Consider the following 17,455-nt stretch of genomic DNA (forward strand, 5'->3'; position numbering starts at 1 on the left):
TTGCCGCGTCAAGGGTGAGTGATGTTTCAAACCGGTTAGCAACGAGACTGTTAGCCGAAATAACCGATGCGGAAAGAGATCTCGTTCGCGCCCGCACGCAGGCGCTCGGCGATCGACGAGTACGCTTCGCTGGTCATCCGGTACGCGGGCGCGGAAACACTGACCGCGGCGACCACATCGCCGTCGCTGCCCCGGATCGGCGCCGCGACGGCGTTGAGCCCGACCTCCAGCTCCTCGGCCGTGCAAGCCCAGCCACGTTTACGGACCGCGTTGAGGTCGGTGAGCAGCTTGGACCGGCTGGTGATCGTGTTCGGCGTGAAGCGCTCGAGGGTGTCGAGCGCCACGGTCAGATCTTCCTCGGACGCCCAGGCGAGCAAGACCTTCCCGCTCGACGTGGCATGCAGCGGCGTACGCTGGCCGATCCAGTTGCGCGCCGTCACCGCGGCGGTGCCGTGCACCTGCGTGATGTTCGTGGCCTGACCCTCGTCCATGATCGCGACATTCACGGTCTCGTCGAACTCCGCCGCCAGCCGCTCGCACACGGGCTGGCTCTCCCGCGGCAAATCCAGCCGCGCCGTGGTCGCGCCGGCAAGACGGACGATCCCGAATCCGAGCCGGTACTTGCCGCGTTCACTGACCTGCTCGACGAGCTGGCGCGCTTCGAGGGCACCGACGAGGCGCGACGCGGTGGACTTGTGCACTTCGAGCTCGCCGGCGATCTCGGTGACGCCGGCTTCCCCGCGTCTGGCGAGGATGTCCAGGATGGCCAGCGCCCGGTCCACCGACTGAACCTGGACGCCGTTTCCGTTGCCACCTCGCTGCACATCACCGTTGCCCATGACGCAACTTTACCCAGCGACCGCAACTTTTCGCGCACTCTGTTGCACATAGTGCTCCACGTTGTATTATGGAAGACTTTGCTCACTGGCTGTCCACTTCGGACACTCCTTTGCCTATTTCGACGATTCCGGAAACGGTAAAATATCAATCCGCGGGATACCCATCGAAATCCGGGCGAATGATCACCGTTTCCAACCGCATATCAGCAATTATTTTCCCGGTAACGTTCGCTTTTCCGAATACGACAGGGTGCACAAAGCGGCGGAATCGCCACACTCCGACGGAAAAGGAACCTCCTCATGCCCAAGATCAGTCGTGTGCTCGGTACCCTGGCCGCGGCCGGCGCCATTTCGCTGGCCGGCCCCGTTCCCCTCGCGTTCGGCCAGAGCGGGGATCTGAACTGCAGCGACTTCAAATATCAGGAGGACGCCCAGGCCGTCTACGACGCGGATCCGTCCGATCCGAATAACCTCGACGGAAACGACAACGACGGGATCGCCTGCGAGTCGCTTCCCCACAGACCGGCGCAGACGACCACCACGTCCAGCAAGCCGGCGACCACCTCCCAAAGACCCACGACCACGCCGACCAGAACGTCCACCGGGCAGGTCAGGGTCAAGCCGTCCGGCAGCGTGGCGACCGGCGGCGGTGACGGCGATTCCGGTAACGGCGCCGCGTTCGCGGTCGGCGGTGTCGCGCTCGCCGGGACCGCGGCCGGTGCCGTCGTACTCGCCCGGCGGCGCGCGCAGCGATGAGTTTCCCGCCCCGGCGCCGGTGGCCCGCCCTGCTGGCCATCGGCGCCGCGCTCGTGGCCTGCGGCCCGGCACCGCAGACCCCGCAACCGGAACCGCCCACGACCACACAGGTGCTGACGCAACCGGCCCCGGTCACGGCGGGCGCCCGTCCGGCGACGCTGGAGATCCCGGCCATCGGAGTCCACACCGGACAGATCATCGACCTCGGCCTGACCTCGGCCGGGGAGCTGGAGGTGCCGAAGGACGCGCGGACGACCGGCTGGTACACCGGCAGCCCCGCTCCCGGTGACGTGGGCCCGGCCGTGCTGGCCGCGCACGTCGACTACAACCACGTGCCCGGCACGTTCTACCGCCTCAAGGACCTTCGCGCCGGCGATCAGGCCATCGTGCGCCGCGCGGATGGCAGCAGCGTGGTGTTCACGGTCTACCGCGTGGCGCACTACCCGAAGTCGGCCTTCCCGACCGACGAGGTCTACGGCGACACGGCCGGCCCCGAACTGCGCCTGATCACCTGCGGTGGCACGTTCGACCGGGCGACCAGGAACTACGAGGACAACATCGTGGCCTATGCCCGGCTCAAATCCCCCGGCTGAGTGCCTTCAGCCGCCCGATCGCCGCCGCGTCGCCCTCGAACCCAGCACGGACGGCGTCCCGGCCGAACACGAACAGCACCAGTTCGACCGCCGCCCCGACGACGGTCACCGGGTCCGGCCCGGTCTTGACGGTCGCCTGCCGGCCGTCCGGCGTGCGCAGCACCACGCCGACGGGCGATTTGCGCAGGTTGAGTTTGGCCGCCATGGTGGCTCCGCGCCACGCCGCCGCGTCACGCGCCGAGTCCACGTCGCGCGGCTCCCAACCGGGCTGCCCGCGGCGAACGTCCTCGTGATGCACCAGGAATTCGGTGCTGTTGGCGGCCTCGCCGACCGCGCCGATCCGCATCGGGGAGAACCGGGCCGGCCCGGAGCGCACCAGCTCGACCAGCTCGGGCCACGGTTTCGCGGCGTACTGATCCTGCACCCGGCGCGTGTACGAGGCGAGTTGCGGGACTACGATGCCCGGCGCGGCGTCCGGCCGGCGGTCGCGCAGCGCCAGGTGCGCGGCGAGATCCCGGGTCCGCCAGCCCTCGCACAACGTCGGCGCGTCCGGCCCGGTCTCGTCGAACAGCGCACTCAGCGCCTGGCGCTCATCAGCGGCGATACCCATGCGGCCGAGACTACCCGCGAGTAGCGTGGTGCAACACTAGGCGGCGTGCCGGCCACTAACAGGTGTGACCATCGACGAGGCCGGGCTGGGGGTGCCGGTGGCCGCCGGTGACGGTGAGCTCTGGAGCCGCGCGGCGGCCGGTGACCAGCACGCGTTCACCGAACTGTTCGAGCGCCATGCCCAGGCCGTGTGGAATCACGCCTACCGGCTCACCGGTTCGTGGAGCGCGGCCGAGGACCTGACGTCGAACACGTTCCTCATCGCCTGGCGGAAACGCCGCGACGTGACCTTGGTGCACGACAGCGCGTTGCCATGGCTGTACACCGTCGCGGGCAACCTTGCGCGCTCCGAACATCGCGGCGCGAGCCGGCGGTTACGCCTGCTGCGGCGCCTCCCTGAGCCGCGTGCGGTATCCGACCACGCGGACAGCGTCGCCGAACAACTCGACGGGGAGGCCCGGCTGCGCAGCGTGCTCGACGCCGTGCGGAACCTGCCGCGCGCGCAACGGCAGGTCGTCGAGCTGTGCCTGCTCGGGGACCTGTCGACGGCCGACGCGGCCGCGCTGCTCGAGGTCGCCGAGGTCACCGTCCGCTCCCACCTGTCGCGCGCCCGCGCGCACCTTCGCGCTCTGCTGGAGGAGAAATGACCAGCCTGCCCCCACCCCGCGAACTGCCGCCCGAGGTCCGTGCCCGCCTGCGGGAGAACGTCCTCGCCGGGATCGAGCGCCCGTCCCGGCGCGGCTGGCTCGTGGCGGCAGCCGCCGTCCTGCTCGTCGCGGGCGGGGTGACGGGCGTCCAGTTGCTGCGGACAGGACCGGACTCGAGCACGCTCGGCACGGCAAGCGGCCCGGTCGACCGGTGCTGGGCGGCGGCGCGGGCAGCGGGCAAGGCCGGCCAGTTGCCCGACCGTAAGAACTGGCGGACGGTTTCCACTGCGTCGCAAGGCGACGACGTCGTCACCGGGTTCTCCGCCGGCGGCAAGACGATGTTCTGCGAGACGACGGCGACCACCGTGACCTTGTCGGACCCGGACGCGAAAGTCAGCTACGCCAAGGGAACCCGCACCGCCCTGCTGCTCTACACCGGGACCGGGCTGGCGGCGGGGATCGCGGACCCGTCCTGGCACGGCATCGAACTGTCCATGCCGGACGGTCTCGGCATCACCTCCGCCTTGTTCGAGACGAAAAGCCGGGAGTTCGCGTTGTTCACCGGGACCGATCCGGCGAAGACCATGCTCTGGGCCGGGGACACGATCAAGGGTCAGCGCACGCGGCCGGGCCCGCGGGTGCAGCTTCCCGCGCCGCCACCGCCGCTGTTCACCGTCGTCGACCGGCCCGGCGACCGGGGCTCCCGCGAGGGACACGCACTCGGCGCCTGCCTCGCCGCGCTGCCGGCGCCGCTCGCCGGCGCGGATGGCTACCAGCCCGGCGCGCTGCTCGAAGACGGCGGCTACCAGGTGGTGCTGGGCCGGAACGCGGGCCACGCCATCGCCTGCGTCACCGAACCCGGCCGGCCGCACACCGTGCTGTATGTCGACACCTACATCGGCGAGTCGATCCCGGTGCGGCGACTTTCGGTGCCACAGGTCGGTTCGAAGGTGCCGTTCGTGGGCATCACCCCGCAGTCGGCCACCACGATGAAGGCCGACTTCGGCCTGGCAGAGCCCCAGTACCCGACCGTCCTCAATGGAACGTTCGCGATGTGGCTCCCGCCGGGGGCCCGACCCGTCGACCCGGCCAGGGGCGAGACCTCGGTCCAGGTGGACGACGCGCGCGGCGCGAGCCTGTTCAACGGCTACGTGCCGATGAGGTGACAGGTACCTTCGCCGGCTGGTATCCCCGTGCCCTGCCGATCCCAGCTGATGCGAACCCCTCAACGGTGATCGGGACGGGCTCGGCTCCCGGCGGCTTGCAGCAGCGCGATGGCGGCCATGAGGATCGCCGTGCCGAACCCCAGCGAGGCATAGGACGCCTGGGCGACAACCACCCCGGCGACCGATCCACCGAGCGCGGCGGCGCCGTTCATCACCAGATCCGACACCCCCTGCGCGGACGTGCGGCTCGCGGCCGGCATCGATTCCGACAGCAGCGCGGAGCCCGCGACGATCCCGCACGACCAGCCCAGGCCGAGGAGGAACAGCCCGATCCCCAACTGGACCACGCTGCCGCCCGGCGCCGCCCCGCTCACCACCGCCGCCACGGCGGTCAGCACCGCTCCGCCGAGGACGACCGGTACCCGGCCCACGCTGTCGGCCAGCCATCCGGTCAGCGGCGAAAGCCCGTACATCCCAACGATATGCACGCTGATCACCAGCCCGATGACGGTCAGCGTCACCGCCACGTGGTGCATGTGCACGGGTGTCATCACCATGACCGACACCATCGCCATGTGAGACGACGCCACGGCAACCAACCCGATCAGGGCCCGCGGACGCGCCACGATGAGACGCAAGGTCGTGAGGAATCCGGCCTTCGCGGATTCCGGGTCATCGTGCGTCGCCTCCCGCTGCGCCAGCAGCAAGGGATCGGGACGCAACAGGATGACCAGCACCGTTGCCGCGCACGCGAAGCACAGCATGGCGATGAAGAACGGGCCGGCCAGCGGCGGCAGGCCGATCAGACCGCCGAACCGGCCGGCGGGTTCGGCGAGGTTGGGCCCGAGCACCGACCCCACGGTGGTCGCCCATACGACCGTCGCCAGCGCGCGGGCCGCCCGTCGCGGGGCGGCCAGGTCCATCGCGCCGTAGCGTGCCTGCAGTCCGGCCGCGGTGGCCGCGCCGAACAGCAGGAGCCCGCCCAGCAGCAGTGGCAGGGACCGCACTACGGACGCCAGGACGACGACCGCGGCCCCGGCCGCGCCCGTCGCCATCCCGGTCGCCAAACCGGCCCGCCTGCCGCGACGGCGGGACAGCCGGCCCAGCGGAACGGCCGCGACGGCCGCCCCCAGCACGCTGAAGGTCTGCGCGAGCCCGCCGGCGCCGTCGGTTCCGGCGATATCCGCCGCGATCAGGGCGCCGACGGCCACGCCCACCGCGACACCGAGACCGCCGAGGATCTGGGCGGCGGACAACACGGCGACGGTGCGTCGCTGCACGACCGCGGTTTCGGCGCGCCGCGGGCTGAGGGCGGGTTCGGACGACACGGTCGGGGTGGCCCTTCTAGGCGGCGAGCGGGAAATGACATTCAACCAGGTGTCCGCGCGCGACCTCGACCGTCGGCGGCGGGACACGAGCGCAGACGTCCTTCGCGACCGGGCAGCGGCTGCGGAACCGGCATCCGCTCGGCACATCGGTCGGTGACGGTGGTTCACCGGTCAGCAGCTGCCGGTTACCGCGCCGGGCGGGGTCCGGGACCGGCGCGGCGGCCAGCAGGGCCCGCGAGTAGGGGTGCCGCGGCCGCTCGAAGAAGGCGCGGGTCTCGGCGACTTCCACGAGCCGCCCGAGATACATCACCCCGACGCGGTGCGAGATCTGGCGTACCACCGGGAGGCCGTGCCCGATGAACAGGTACGTCAGCCCGAGCCGCTCTCGCAGGTCGGCCAGCAGGTTCACCACCTGCGCCTGCACCGAGACGTCGAGTGCGGACACGGGTTCGTCGGCCAGGACGAGCCGCGGATTCACCGCGATCGCGCGGGCGATCCCCACGCGCTGCCGCTGCCCGCCGGACAGCGAGCGGGGAAACGCGGTGGCCTTCGCGCCATCCAGCCCGACCGCGCTGAGCAGTTCCGCAACCCGGTCGCGCAACTCGTCGCCGCGCATCCGGTGGAAGACCCGCAACGGCTCGGCCACGATCTGCCCGACGCGCATCCTCGCGTTGAGCGAGCCGAGCGGATCCTGGAACACCGCCTGCATCTGCGCGCGCAGCCGGCGCAGCTGTTCGCCGCGCAGGCCCGTGACGTCGCGGCCGTCGAAGTACACGCGTCCCGCCGTCGGATCCTCCAGCCGCAACGCCAGCCGGCCCAGCGTCGACTTGCCGGAGCCCGACTCGCCGACCAGTCCGAACGTCTCACCGGCGGTCAGGCCGAGCGACACACCGTCGACGGCGCGGACCACGGCGGGGCGCTGGAACGGGTTGGGGCTGCTGCGCACCTTGTAGTGCCGTGACACACCGTCCAGCCGCATCAGCAGGGTCATGACCGGTCTCCGTCCTGGGGGTTCCAGCAGGCGGTGGGCACCGGGCCGGCGGTCACCAGCGGCGGGTCCTCGGTACCGCAGCGGTCGAGTGCGCGGGCGCAACGCGGCTGGAACGCACATCCCGCCGGCAGGCGCCCTGGTTCCGGGACCCCGCCGGGGATATCGGGCAACCGGCCCGGTCGTTCACCTTCCAGCGGCGGGATACACGCGAGCAGCCCGGCGGTGTAGGGATGCCGCGGTCCGCCGAAGATCTGCGCGGGCTCGCCGACCTCGACGACGCGTCCCGCGTACATGACCGCGACTCGGTCGGCGACCTCGGCGGCGACCCCGAGATCGTGCGTCACCAGCAGGACGGACATGCCGGTGTCCGACCGCAACCGGTCGATCAGGTCGAGGATCTGGGCCTGCACGGTCACGTCGAGCGCCGTGGTCGGTTCGTCGGCGATCAGCAGTTTCGGCGAGCAGGCCAGCGCCATGGCGATCATCACCCGCTGGCACATCCCGCCGGAGAGCTGGTACGGGTAGCTGCGCAGCACCCGGCCGGCGTCGGAGATACCGACCTCGCCCAGCAGTTCGCGCATCCGCGCGCGCTCGGCCCGCCTGCTGCTCCGGCCCTCGCGGCGCAGAGCCTCGGACAGCTGGGCCGCCACCGTGAACACGGGATCCAAAGCGGACAGTGGCTCCTGGAAGACCATCGCCATTTCCCGGCCGCGCAGCCGGCGCAGCTCGCCGTCGCCGGCCTCGGCGAGGTTCCGCCCTGCCAAGGTGATGCGGCCCTGCACGGCGAAAGCCGGGTCGCGCCGGGTCAGCCCCAGGATCGTCCGCGCCGTCACGCTCTTGCCGCTGCCCGACTCGCCGACGAGGCACACCGTCTCTCCCGCGCCGACGTCCAAGGTCGCGTCGCGCACGAGGTCGACACCGGACCCGCGCAGGGTGACCCGCACTCCGTCTAGCGTCAGCAATGGCCCGGCGCGGTCCGGCGCCGGCTCCGTGGCGCTCACCTGTGTCGATGCCGTCATCGGTTCACTCCCGGTCCATCCGGTCGCGCAGCCAGTCGCCGAGCAGGCTGACGCTGATCACCACCAAGGTCAGCGCGAGCCCGGGAAAGGTCGAGACCCACCAGGCGTTCGCGAGGTACGGCTGTCCCGAGGACAGCAGCTGTCCCCAGTCCGGCACGTCGCTGCTCGGTCCGAGCCCGAGGAACGACAACGACGCGGCGAGCACGATCGACGTGCCCACCGACACGGTGGCCAGCACGACCACCGGCGCGATCGCGTTGGGCAGCACATGCCGCAGTAGCACCCGGGTGCGCCGCAGCCCGGTCGCGCGCGCGGCCTGCACGAACAGGCGGCCGCGCACCGCCATCACCTGGCCCCGCATGACACGGGCGAACACCGGCATCGTGGCGACCGCGACGCCCAGGACCAGGTTGAGCCTGCTCGCCCCGAGCCCGGCGGTGATCACCAGCGCGAGCAGGACTCCGGGGAAGCACATGAGAATGTCGACGAGCCTGCCGAGCGCGGAGTCCACGATGCCGCCGAGGTAGCCGGCGAGCAGGCCCAGTACGGTGCCGGCCGTCGCGGCCAGCGCCACCGAAGACAACCCGATCACCACGGCGGTGCGGGCGCCGTGCACGAGGAGCGCCAGCACGCTGCGGCCGTACTGGTCCGTGCCGAGCAGCGTCCCCTGCCCGGGACCCCGCAGCACCTGGTCCGGATGCAGCGCGGCGGGATCCCCCGGTGCCAGCACGCCGGGAACCAGCGCCGCAGCAAGCGTGAGCAGCACGATCACCCCGGCGACGCAGAGCATGATCCGGTTCGACGACAGCCACGGCGGTACCCGGCGCCGCGGCAACGTCGCGGTGACGGCGGTCATCGGCTGACCGCCTTCGCCATGGCGAGACCGGTGGGCGCCGGCGGTGCGGGGAGGGCGGCCTCGCCGACCGGATCCGGCTGGAACGGGGTCCCCCGCGCGACGACAAGGCGCAGCGAGTGCAGGGCCGAGATATCGGCGAGCGGGTCACCCTCGACGGCGATCAGGTCAGCCGACAGCCCGGGACGCAGCCGCCCGGTGACCTCGCCGAGCCCGAGCGCCTCGGCGGCCCGCGCGGTCGCCGCGTACAGCACCTGGTCCGCCGGCAGGCCGACCATCGCGAGCGCTTCGAGCCCCGCCACGTAGGCGTAGTGGGGCACGTTGTCGATCCCGGCGTCCGTGCCCGCGATGATCTTCGCGCCACGTTCGTGCAGTACCGGCAGCGAGGGTTTGAAATCCTCGCCGCGGGTGGCGAGGAACTCCGCATACCGCGTGTTCACGGTCGGGCAGACGTAGGCACCGCTCGCGACGATCCGTGCCACGAGTTCGTCGTCGACCGACATCCGGCCGTCCGGCAGTACGAACGAGCAGTGTTCGAGGGTGTCCACGCCCGCGTCCAGCGCGCGGCGGATGCCTTCCACCCCGTGCGCGTGCGCGGCGACCCGCTTGCCGAGGCGATGTGCCTCGCCGACCGCCGCCGCGAGCTGGCCGTCGGTGAACTGCGCGAACCACGGCGCCGAACCGGCCGTCATGAATCCGCCGGTGGACATGACCTTGATCAGGTCCACGCCCATCTTGTGGTGCAGCCGGACCATCCGCCGCACCTCGTCGTCGGTGTCACATTCGCCGCCCATGAACCAGCAGTGCCCGCCGGTGACGGTGAGCGGCCGCCCGGCGGTCACCATGCGCGGGCCGCGGGCGATACCCGTGTCGATGGCATCACGCACCACCACGTCCAGAAAGGACCGCGCACCGAGGTCGCGCGCGGTCGTGACGCCCACGCTGAGCAACTCGCGCGCGCTGCGCAACATGAGCACGAGCTGCTGCGGGTCGCTTTCGGCCTTCATCCGCTCGACCGGCGCGGGCCCGCCGTCGAACCCGAGATGCACGTGGCTGTCGATCAGTCCGGGCAGCAGGGTGAGATCACCGAGCTCCACCCGCTCGACCGCCCCGTAGTCCGGTGGCAGCTCGGCGGCCGGACCGACCCAGGCGATGGTGTCACCGTCGACGAGCACACCCGCGCCGGCGTGGACCTCGCCCTGCTCACCGGTCAGCACCCGGTTCGCCGTGTAGAACTTCATGATCGATTCCCTTCCGGCACCGAGGCAGCACCTCAGCTCTTGCCGATCGCCACCCGGACCCGCGGGTCGACATAGGCGTAGGAGACGTCGACGACGATGTTGATGAGCAGGTAGATCGCCGCGATCACCAGGACGACGCCCTGAATGACCGGGTAGTCCTGTCCCTGGATGGCTTGCACGAGCGTCTGGCCGAGGCCGCGCCGCGCGAACACGGTCTCCACGATCACGGCACCGGCGAGCAGCGCGCCGAGCTGGAAGCCGATGATCGTGATGGTGGGGATCACCGCGTTGCGCAGGACGTGCTTGCCGACCACGACCCGGGTACGCAAACCCTTGGCGTGCAAGGCGGTCACGAAGTTCTCGCCGAGTACTTCGATGATGCTGTTGCGGACCAGCCTGGTCACCACGCCGGCCGCCGACAGCCCCAGCGTGACGCTCGGCAGGACCAGCGACGCCGCGCCCGCGCTTCCGGTCGCGGGGAACAGGTGCAGCGTGAACGAGAACAGCATGATCAGCAACAGCCCCACCCAGAACGAGGGCATCGCGGTGCTGATCAGGCTCAGCACCCGGATCATGCCGTCCAGCCAGGAGTTCCGGAAGATCGCGGACAGCGAGCCGAGCAGGATCCCGGCGACCGCCGAGACCGCGGCCGCGCACAGTGCGAGCTGCAACGTGGGCCAGATCTGCTGCCCGATCACCTGCGTCACGGGTTGCCGGGTCGAATACGAGGTGCCGAGGTCCAAGGTCACCGCGTCCTTGACGAAGCTGAGGTACTGCTGCCACAACGGCTGGTCGAGGCCGAACTGCTGGCGCAGGCTCGCCGCGACCTGCGGTGTGCTCGGCGAGGAGCCGAGCAGCACCGAGACCGGGTCGCCAGGAAGCAGCCGCAGTGTGATGAACAGGATGACGGTGACCCCGATCAGGGTGGGGATGGCGATCAGGACCCGTTTCACGAGCGCGTAGGTCACTTTGTCCCTCCGATGTGGAGACTCGCTAACTCGCCAGGTAGGTGTCGTAGAAGATCGGGTAGCCCTCGGCGTCGAACCGAAGGCCCGCTACGCCGGCGCCCGTCGCCGCCGTATAGGTCGGGACGTACACGGGGATGCTGAAGGCATCCTGGGTGATCTCCTTCTGCAAGGCCGAGTACTTGGCCATCCGGGAGGTCCGGTCGAGGTCCTGCTGAGCGGCGAGCAGCTCGCCGTCCAGCGCCGGATCCGACACCCGCGCCATGTTGAAGCCCAGCGCCTGCGGCTTGGGTACGAACTTCGAGGAGTAGACGGAGTAGAGCACGTTCGGATCGATGTTCACCAGGCTCAGCCCGACGATGTCGTAGTCGCCGGCTTGGATCGCCGCCTGCAACGGCGCCGTCTGGACGAGCTTGACGGTGACCTCGACCCCGATGTCCTTCATGTTCTGCTTGAAGAACTCCGCGATGTCCTGCCGTTTCTCGCGGTTCGGCGAGGCCTCGAGGTAGGTGATGCTCAGGCGCTGCCCGTCCCGCTGGCGTATCCCGTCCGCACCGGGTACCCAGCCGAGCGCGTCGAGTGCCGAGCGAGCGGCGTTCGCGTTGAACTGCCAGCTGTTCTCGACGGTCCGGTCGTAGCCGGACGTACTCGGTGAGAGCGGGGACCAGGCGCGGTCGTAAACCCCGAAGTAGAGCGACTTCACGGCGGAGGCGACGTCGAAGCCCGACCTGATCGCCCGCCGCAGCGCCGGATCGCCCCAAGGAGCCTTGGCCGTGTTGAAATGCAGCTGGAACGGCGAGCCGGACTGGTTCTGCTTGTAGAAGTGCAGTGTGCTGTCGTTCTGGACGGCGGAGACCTGGGTCTCCGGCACGTTGCCGACCATCTGCACCGCACCGCTGCGCAGGGACCCCATCCGCACGGTCGCGTCGGGAATGATCTGGAAGGTCAGCGTGTCCAAATAGGCCGGTCCACTGTGGCCGGCGCCGGCCGGGCCCCAGGCGTAGGAGTCGTTGCGCGCCAGCACGATCCGGTCATTGGTCGTGTAGGAGACGAACTTGTACGGCCCGGTGCCGACGGGTTTGAGCCGGAAAGCCTGCGCCCCCTCGGCGCGGACGGCGGTGGGCGAGACCATGCCGAGGAACGGCGAGCTCAGGTTCGCGAGAAACGGCGCGTAGGGCGCGGACAGCGTGACGACCGCGGTGTTCGGCGCCGTGGCGGCGCACGACTTGTAGGGCCCGATGGCGCCGATCGCGAACACCGAGCCCGTCGACGGGTCCGCGATCCGGTCGAGGTTGAAGCAGACCGCGCCGGCGTCGAACGGCGTCCCGTCGTGGAATGTCACGCCGTCGCGCAGGGTGAAGGTGTAGGTCTTGCCGTCCGGGCTGATCGTCCACGCACTGGCCAGCCACGGCACCTGTTTCGTGCCGTCGGGAGTGGTGGCCACAAGGCTGTCGTAGAGCTGGCGCAGAACGCGTGCTTCCTGCGCCGAGGCGGCCACGTTCGGATCGAGCCCGGTGATACCGGTGTCGATGGCGACGGTAAGGCTGCCGCCGGGCTTGGGTGGACCGACCGGGCCTGCCGCGCCGGTCGCCCCGCTGCAGGCCGCGGCCATGATCGGGATCAGGCCGCAGGCGAGCGCGGTTCGCCATCGGCGGGTGCGGCGCCGGAGTGGAGTGAGGGCGTGGGGGTTCAGTCTCATTCCGGGTGCCTTTCCAGTGTCACCTGATGGAGTCAAGCTAAAAACCTGCGTTGACATGGTCAATGCATGGTTGAAGCCTGCAACAGACAGTTGACATCGCCGAAATACTGGGGCCCCAGTGTTACAAGATCTCGCAACATTGCGATTTCCCTTGCTTCAAGCCAATCTCGGTGTCAGCGTTGGGAGCGGACGGTACGCGCGAGGGTCCGTTCGAAGCAGCGCGCTGAACCCGGTTCAACTTGCCGTTGAATTCAAGCGCTACGCTCAGCACCATCCCGACGGGTGATAGGAAGGACGATCAGTGAGCGCAGCGGCAGGGCGCACGACCTCTCGACGACGCGAGGCGGCCGGCGGCATCCCCGCGCGGAGCGTCGATGGCGAGCGGCTGCTCGCGGTCTTCGCGAGCCTGGTGGAGCCCATCGGCCGGTCGTTGCCACCGAACAGCGAAGTCGTGCTCCATGACCTGAGCATGTTGCCCAACTCGATCGTCGCCGTGCACGGCGACGTGACGGGCCGCAGCGTCGGCGATCCCGCGACGGACCTGTTGCTGGAACACCTCATGCGCGGCGCGGAAGGCCATCTGGTCGACTACGAGACGAAGCTGCCGGACGGCAGGCGACTGCGCTCCTCGACGATGATCATCAAGGATGTGGCTGGCACCCCGGCCGCCGCGCTGTGCATCAACACAGACGTCTCGGCCTGGGAAACGGTACGGCGCATCGCGGAGTCCATGGCCGGTGAGACGACATCGGCCCCCGGCGCCGAGGCGTCCACATCGGACGCCCCACGCGTGGCTTCCCCGCGGTACCAGGGGCCGAAGGCGAGCACTGAGGCGTTCGTGCACGACGTGGACGAGCTCGCCGCGATCCTGATCGAACGGACGATCGCCGAGGTCGGGCTGCCCGTCGAACTGATGCGCAAGGAACACAAGATGCGGGTGGTGGAGCAGCTGCGCGAACGCGGCATGTTCCTGCTCAAGGACGCCGTCGAGATGGTCGCGACGGCATTGTCGGTCACCCGGTTCACGATCTACAACTACCTCAACGAAATCGCCGGCCAGATTCCCGATTCCGCGGACCGGGGCGCTGCTGGGAAGCCGGCAAGACGGAAGGACGGCTGAGGTGAACCAAGCGGCGGCGTTCGACGCGCTGACCCCGGACCTGCTCCGGGCCCGGGGCAGTCTCAAGTGGACGAGGTACGGCGAGGACTCGCTGGCCGCCTTCGTCGCGGAGATGGATTTCGGGACCGCACCGCCGATCCTGCAGGCGCTGCACGCGGCCGTGGACACCATGAACTTCGGGTACCTGCCCCCCGCTATGGCCGACGCGATGTCGCAGGCGTGCGCGGAATGGCAATCGCGCCGGTACGGCTGGCGAGTCCCGCCCGAGGACGTCCATCCGATCCCCGACGTGATCAAGGCGCTGGAAATCGCGATCGAGCACTTCTCCCGTCCGGGCAGCCCGGTCATCCTGACCACCCCGGCGTACATGCCGTTTCTGACCGTGCCCGGGCTGCTCGGCCGGGAGATCATCCAGGTGCCCATGGCGCTGGATGGGCAGCGTCACGTGTTCGACCTCGACGGGATCGACGCGGCCTACCGCGCCGGCGGCGACCTGCTCATCCTGTGCAACCCGTACAACCCGCTCGGCCGGGTGTTCACCGCGGCGGAGCTGACGGCGCTGGCCGAGGTCGTCGACCGGCACGGTGGTCGCGTGTTCTCCGACGAGATCCACGCGCCGCTCACCTATCCCGGGCACACCCACGTGCCGTACGCGTCCCTGTCGGAGACCACGGCCGCGCACACCGTGACCGCCACCTCCGCCTCGAAGGCGTGGAACCTGCCCGGGCTGAAATGCGCGCAACTGATCATCACCAGCGAGGCCGACGCGCGGACTCTCGCGGACGCCGGCCCGTTCGCCACACACGGCGCGAGCAACCTTGGCGTGGTGGCCAACACCGCCGCGTTCACCTCCGGCGGGCAATGGCTCGACGATGTGATCGGCTACCTCGACCAGAACCGGTACGCACTGGCCTCCTTGCTGGCCGAGCACCTACCCGGGGTGGGTTACCGGATTCCCGAAGGCACCTACCTCGCCTGGCTCGACTTGCGCGCCCTCGGTCTGGGCGACAATCCGGGCGAGATCCTTCACGAACGGGCCGGCATCGTACTCGTCGACGGGCCGGCCTGCGGTGAGCCGGGCCGCGGCTACGCCCGGTTGAACTTCGCCACCCCACGCCCCATCCTGGAGCGGCTAGTGACCGGTATCGCCGAGGCAGCGCAACGATTCGGCGGCCAGATCGTCGAACCACAAGCTGGTTGACGCGGCAGCCACCGAAAACGGTGGACCTTCTGATGTCCTGTTTGAAACGCCCTGCTGCGCGAGCGTGGCGTACGCCGCACTCCCACCACGTAGCACGTTCTAGCCGAGGACACGGACGAGCAAAGCGGCGAGACGATCGCGTTCGGTGGACGGCAAGGCGCGGAGCAGGTCAGCCTGAACGGCGGAGAGTGTTGCGTCCAGTTCCGTTAGCCGTCGTTTTCCTGATGGGGTCATGGTGATCAGGTTGCGGCGGCGGTCGCTGGGGTCCGGAGCGCGCGCGACGTGGCCTTGACTGGTCAGCTCACTGAGCATGGTGTGCATGTCGCTCTGGTCGATTCCGCACCGCTGGCCGATCCGTACCTGACTGTCGGGGCCGAACTCGTCAAGCGCGGCGAGTATCGCGAAGTGGTAGGCGCGCCCGCCGATAGCGGTCATCGCGTCGTTGATGAGCCGGTGCCCCCGCGCGGCCGCCTTGTTGATCAGCCAGCTCGGTTTGCTGCGCAGGCGGGTGGGCGTTTCCTCCAGCTCCATGCACCCAGTCTAGCCAATCCCTTGGTCACACCAAGCTTGTGTTATTCTTGGTCACACCAAGCTTGGTGCGACCAAGAAAGAAGGAGTGGACAGATGTCGCTGACTTTGGACGAAGCGCGAGCCGTCAGCGCACGCGTGTGTGCACACGCTGCCAGAATTGGCGCCCAGGTCACCGTCGCGATTGTTGACGATGGCGGGCACCTGCAGGTTCTTGATCGCATGGACGGCGCGTCTCCGCTGTCGGCGCGCGTCGCCCCAGTGAAGGCGTCCAGTGTCGCGCTGTTCCACCGCGACGGCCGGGAGTTGATGAGTTTCCAGCAGGCGTGGCCCGCGCAGTTCGCGCAGATAGATCAGATAGCCGGAACGCCCATCATGGCGGGCGCGGGCTCGCGGCTGATACGGCGCGGCGATGCCGTTGCCGGTGCAATTGCAGTCAGTGGAGCCTCGCCCGACCAAGATGACGCGTGCGCCGAGGCCGGGCTCGGTTCACTTTCGCCCTCGGTGCCGGCATAGCTTGGCACCAGCAGCCGGCCGAACGGCATGCCACGCCGGTAGTTGTGAATGCCCGCGGCGGGGTAGTCGATGTTGCGAGCCATTCACTTGTGGGCGCAGCAGGGTTCGAACCTGCGACCCCCTCCTTGTAAGGGAGGTGCTCTTCCGCTGAGCTATGCGCCCCTCGTCCCGGCGGCGGCACGCGCCGCCGGGGCAAGCGAAATTCAGCCGGCCAGTTCGGCCACGGCCTTCTTCCAGGCTTCCTGGTCGCGCGCTTCACCGGGCTGGTTGACCTCGGCGAACCGGACGACCCCGGCCTTGTCGATCAGGAACGTACCGCGGACGGCAAGCCCCGCGGCCTCGTTGAACACACCGTAGAGCTTCGCGACCTCGCCGTGCGGCCAGAAGTCCGACAGCAGCGGGAACTGGTAACCCTGCTGCTCGGCCCAAGCCTTGAGCGAGAACGGTGTGTCGACCGACACACCGAGTACCTGCACGCCATTGCCGTCGTATTCGGCGAACTCGTCGCGCAGCTGGCACAGCTCACCGGTGCAGATCCCGCTGAACGCGAACGGGTAGAACACGAGCAGCACGGGCTTGTCGTTCTGGAACGACGACAGGGTCACGGATTGCTTGTTGTAGTCGTTGAGCCTGAAATCCGGGGCCTTCGAACCGATCTCGACCGCCATCTGGGACACCTCTCGCGTCGCGCGTCGCCTGCCTGCGAGCTCCAACCTTACCGGTCAGCGCTTCGACTTCGACTTCGGTGAGACGAGTTTCGTACCCGCCCAGTTCGGCCCGACGCTGATGTTGGACGTCTGCGCGAGCCCGACCGTCGGCACCGCCTCCGCGATATCGCTCGGCTCGACATGTCCGGGTTGTCCCGTCTTGGGCGTCAGCACCCAGATGACGCCGCTCTCGTCGAGGGGTGCGCGGGCGTCCATGATCGCGTCGACCAGGTCGCCGTCGTCCTGCCGCCACCACAGCAGCACGACGTCGATGACCTCGTCGGCGTCCTCGTCGAGGAGCTCGCCACCGATATGTTCTTCGATCGCCACGCGGAGGTCGTCATCGACGTCCTCGTCCCATCCGATCTCCTGAACCACCATGTCCGGCTTGATGCCAAGCCTCTCGGCGACGCTGTTGTAGTCAGCGTCTCCAGCGGCGACCACTGCTTTCACTCCTCCAACTACGACGGGCGACCGGACGATCCGGTCACTCGGATACACGGGATGGGGTTAGCGAACACGCCCGCGGCCCGCGGCGCAACCGTCCACACCGGATCTGTGCCAACTCGTTCCCCGCCCCAGGGGCCGCTGACCTCGCCGGACGCCCCTTCCGCACCGCATTTCGCCGCGGTCGATCCGCGTGACCTAGGGTGGAGATGTCTCGCGCGCGCGTGCGC

Annotated in this window: 19 protein-coding genes and 1 tRNA gene; 7 read left to right on the forward strand and 13 right to left on the reverse strand. The window is 69.3% G+C overall.

Going from position 1 to position 17,455, the window contains the following annotated elements; all coding sequences use genetic code 11:
* Nucleotides 1-50 precede the first annotated feature (50 nt).
* On the reverse strand, nucleotides 51-839 hold the full coding sequence (locus tag FG385_RS25465) for an IclR family transcriptional regulator (RefSeq protein WP_139099322.1): 789 nt from the start codon (nucleotides 837-839) through the stop codon (nucleotides 51-53).
* Nucleotides 840-1,139: 300 nt separating this feature from the next.
* On the opposite strand from FG385_RS25465, the gene FG385_RS25470 reads away from it, so the two are divergent.
* Together FG385_RS25470 and FG385_RS25475 are read left to right on the forward strand one after the other, a co-directional pair.
* Nucleotides 1,140-1,595 (forward strand): excalibur calcium-binding domain-containing protein, encoded by a 456-nt coding sequence (locus FG385_RS25470; protein ID WP_139099323.1) that lies wholly within the window; start codon nucleotides 1,140-1,142, stop codon nucleotides 1,593-1,595.
* On the forward strand, nucleotides 1,592-2,188 hold the full coding sequence (locus FG385_RS25475) for a class F sortase (protein ID WP_139099324.1): 597 nt from the start codon (nucleotides 1,592-1,594) through the stop codon (nucleotides 2,186-2,188). Before FG385_RS25470 ends, FG385_RS25475 begins: the two co-directional genes overlap by 4 nt.
* Here the strand turns inward: FG385_RS25475 and FG385_RS25480 are convergent.
* The gene (locus FG385_RS25480; protein WP_139099325.1) at nucleotides 2,172-2,798 is read right to left on the reverse strand and encodes a TIGR03085 family metal-binding protein; all 627 of its coding nucleotides are present in this window, start codon (nucleotides 2,796-2,798) and stop codon (nucleotides 2,172-2,174) included. The genes FG385_RS25475 and FG385_RS25480 overlap by 17 nt on opposite strands.
* A 70-nt stretch (nucleotides 2,799-2,868) precedes the next feature.
* On the opposite strand from FG385_RS25480, the gene FG385_RS25485 reads away from it, so the two are divergent.
* Together FG385_RS25485 and FG385_RS25490 are read left to right on the forward strand one after the other, a co-directional pair.
* Nucleotides 2,869-3,444, forward strand: a complete 576-nt coding sequence (locus FG385_RS25485) for an RNA polymerase sigma factor (protein WP_139099378.1) — start codon at nucleotides 2,869-2,871, stop codon at nucleotides 3,442-3,444.
* Nucleotides 3,441-4,610, forward strand: a complete 1,170-nt coding sequence (locus FG385_RS25490; protein ID WP_139099326.1) for a hypothetical protein — start codon at nucleotides 3,441-3,443, stop codon at nucleotides 4,608-4,610. The genes FG385_RS25485 and FG385_RS25490 overlap by 4 nt, the downstream gene beginning before the upstream one ends.
* Before the next feature lie 59 nt (nucleotides 4,611-4,669).
* On the opposite strand, the gene FG385_RS25495 is transcribed toward FG385_RS25490, so the two are convergent.
* From FG385_RS25495 to FG385_RS25525, 7 genes are read right to left on the reverse strand one after another with little or no spacing between them, the layout of a single operon-like run.
* Nucleotides 4,670-5,938: an MFS transporter gene (locus FG385_RS25495; protein ID WP_200834648.1), complete on the reverse strand. Its 1,269-nt coding sequence runs from the start codon at nucleotides 5,936-5,938 to the stop codon at nucleotides 4,670-4,672.
* A 16-nt stretch (nucleotides 5,939-5,954) separates the two neighbouring features.
* Nucleotides 5,955-6,929, reverse strand: coding sequence for an ABC transporter ATP-binding protein (locus FG385_RS25500; protein WP_139099328.1), 975 nt, complete (start codon nucleotides 6,927-6,929; stop codon nucleotides 5,955-5,957).
* Entirely contained in the window at nucleotides 6,926-7,948 is a 1,023-nt protein-coding gene (locus FG385_RS25505; protein WP_139099329.1) for an ABC transporter ATP-binding protein, read from the reverse strand. Before FG385_RS25505 ends, FG385_RS25500 begins: the two co-directional genes overlap by 4 nt.
* Nucleotides 7,949-7,952: 4 nt before the next feature.
* Complete coding sequence (locus FG385_RS25510; protein ID WP_139099330.1) at nucleotides 7,953-8,804, reverse strand: ABC transporter permease; 852 nt, start codon at nucleotides 8,802-8,804, stop codon at nucleotides 7,953-7,955.
* Nucleotides 8,801-10,042, reverse strand: a complete 1,242-nt coding sequence (locus tag FG385_RS25515) for a metal-dependent hydrolase family protein (RefSeq protein ID WP_200834643.1) — start codon at nucleotides 10,040-10,042, stop codon at nucleotides 8,801-8,803. The genes FG385_RS25510 and FG385_RS25515 overlap by 4 nt, the downstream gene beginning before the upstream one ends.
* A 32-nt stretch (nucleotides 10,043-10,074) precedes the next feature.
* On the reverse strand, nucleotides 10,075-11,010 hold the full coding sequence (locus tag FG385_RS25520) for an ABC transporter permease (protein WP_139099331.1): 936 nt from the start codon (nucleotides 11,008-11,010) through the stop codon (nucleotides 10,075-10,077).
* Between the two features lie 25 nt (nucleotides 11,011-11,035).
* Nucleotides 11,036-12,706 carry an ABC transporter substrate-binding protein gene (locus FG385_RS25525; protein WP_160148879.1) on the reverse strand — a complete coding sequence of 557 codons (1,671 nt, stop codon included), beginning with the start codon at nucleotides 12,704-12,706 and terminating at the stop codon, nucleotides 11,036-11,038.
* 301 nt (nucleotides 12,707-13,007) lie between these two features.
* Between FG385_RS25525 and FG385_RS25530 the strand changes: the two genes are divergently transcribed.
* Nucleotides 13,008-13,826, forward strand: a complete 819-nt coding sequence (locus FG385_RS25530) for a helix-turn-helix transcriptional regulator (RefSeq protein ID WP_200834644.1) — start codon at nucleotides 13,008-13,010, stop codon at nucleotides 13,824-13,826.
* Between the two features lies 1 nt (nucleotide 13,827).
* On the forward strand, nucleotides 13,828-15,027 hold the full coding sequence (locus tag FG385_RS25535) for a MalY/PatB family protein (protein ID WP_139099333.1): 1,200 nt from the start codon (nucleotides 13,828-13,830) through the stop codon (nucleotides 15,025-15,027).
* A gap of 99 nt (nucleotides 15,028-15,126) precedes the next feature.
* Here FG385_RS25535 and FG385_RS25540 read toward each other — a convergent pair whose 3' ends face one another.
* Nucleotides 15,127-15,558 (reverse strand): MarR family winged helix-turn-helix transcriptional regulator, encoded by a 432-nt coding sequence (locus FG385_RS25540; protein ID WP_235022789.1) that lies wholly within the window; start codon nucleotides 15,556-15,558, stop codon nucleotides 15,127-15,129.
* Nucleotides 15,559-15,651: 93 nt separating this feature from the next.
* Between FG385_RS25540 and FG385_RS25545 the strand changes: the two genes are divergently transcribed.
* On the forward strand, nucleotides 15,652-16,071 hold the full coding sequence (locus FG385_RS25545) for a GlcG/HbpS family heme-binding protein (RefSeq protein ID WP_139099334.1): 420 nt from the start codon (nucleotides 15,652-15,654) through the stop codon (nucleotides 16,069-16,071).
* Between the two features lie 90 nt (nucleotides 16,072-16,161).
* Here the strand turns inward: FG385_RS25545 and FG385_RS25550 are convergent.
* From FG385_RS25550 to FG385_RS25560, 3 genes are all read right to left on the reverse strand, one after another.
* A tRNA-Val gene (locus tag FG385_RS25550) sits at nucleotides 16,162-16,233 on the reverse strand.
* A 41-nt stretch (nucleotides 16,234-16,274) separates the two neighbouring features.
* Nucleotides 16,275-16,739 carry a peroxiredoxin gene (locus FG385_RS25555; protein WP_139099335.1) on the reverse strand — a complete coding sequence of 155 codons (465 nt, stop codon included), beginning with the start codon at nucleotides 16,737-16,739 and terminating at the stop codon, nucleotides 16,275-16,277.
* Nucleotides 16,740-16,793: 54 nt separating this feature from the next.
* Nucleotides 16,794-17,222: a DUF3052 domain-containing protein gene (locus tag FG385_RS25560; protein WP_139099336.1), complete on the reverse strand. Its 429-nt coding sequence runs from the start codon at nucleotides 17,220-17,222 to the stop codon at nucleotides 16,794-16,796.
* Nucleotides 17,223-17,455: the final 233 nt, after the last annotated feature.

The organism is Amycolatopsis alkalitolerans, assembly GCF_006152065.1.
Lineage (GTDB): Bacteria > Actinomycetota > Actinomycetes > Mycobacteriales > Pseudonocardiaceae > Amycolatopsis_E > Amycolatopsis_E alkalitolerans.

Bases quoted from the DNA above. Each gene is read 5' to 3' on its own strand.
- FG385_RS25465 (WP_139099322.1), bottom strand. From the start codon at position 839: ATGGGCAACGGTGATGTGCAGCGAGGTGGCAACGGAAACGGCGTCCAG.
- FG385_RS25470 (WP_139099323.1), top strand. From the start codon at position 1,140: ATGCCCAAGATCAGTCGTGTGCTCGGTACCCTGGCCGCGGCCGGCGCC.
- FG385_RS25475 (WP_139099324.1), top strand. From the start codon at position 1,592: ATGAGTTTCCCGCCCCGGCGCCGGTGGCCCGCCCTGCTGGCCATCGGC.
- FG385_RS25480 (WP_139099325.1), bottom strand. From the start codon at position 2,798: ATGGGTATCGCCGCTGATGAGCGCCAGGCGCTGAGTGCGCTGTTCGAC.
- FG385_RS25490 (WP_139099326.1), top strand. From the start codon at position 3,441: ATGACCAGCCTGCCCCCACCCCGCGAACTGCCGCCCGAGGTCCGTGCC.
- FG385_RS25500 (WP_139099328.1), bottom strand. From the start codon at position 6,929: ATGACCCTGCTGATGCGGCTGGACGGTGTGTCACGGCACTACAAGGTG.
- FG385_RS25505 (WP_139099329.1), bottom strand. From the start codon at position 7,948: ATGACGGCATCGACACAGGTGAGCGCCACGGAGCCGGCGCCGGACCGC.
- FG385_RS25510 (WP_139099330.1), bottom strand. From the start codon at position 8,804: ATGACCGCCGTCACCGCGACGTTGCCGCGGCGCCGGGTACCGCCGTGG.
- FG385_RS25515 (WP_200834643.1), bottom strand. From the start codon at position 10,042: ATGAAGTTCTACACGGCGAACCGGGTGCTGACCGGTGAGCAGGGCGAG.
- FG385_RS25525 (WP_160148879.1), bottom strand. From the start codon at position 12,706: ATGAGACTGAACCCCCACGCCCTCACTCCACTCCGGCGCCGCACCCGC.
- FG385_RS25540 (WP_235022789.1), bottom strand. From the start codon at position 15,558: ATGGAGCTGGAGGAAACGCCCACCCGCCTGCGCAGCAAACCGAGCTGG.
- FG385_RS25545 (WP_139099334.1), top strand. From the start codon at position 15,652: ATGTCGCTGACTTTGGACGAAGCGCGAGCCGTCAGCGCACGCGTGTGT.
- FG385_RS25555 (WP_139099335.1), bottom strand. From the start codon at position 16,739: ATGGCGGTCGAGATCGGTTCGAAGGCCCCGGATTTCAGGCTCAACGAC.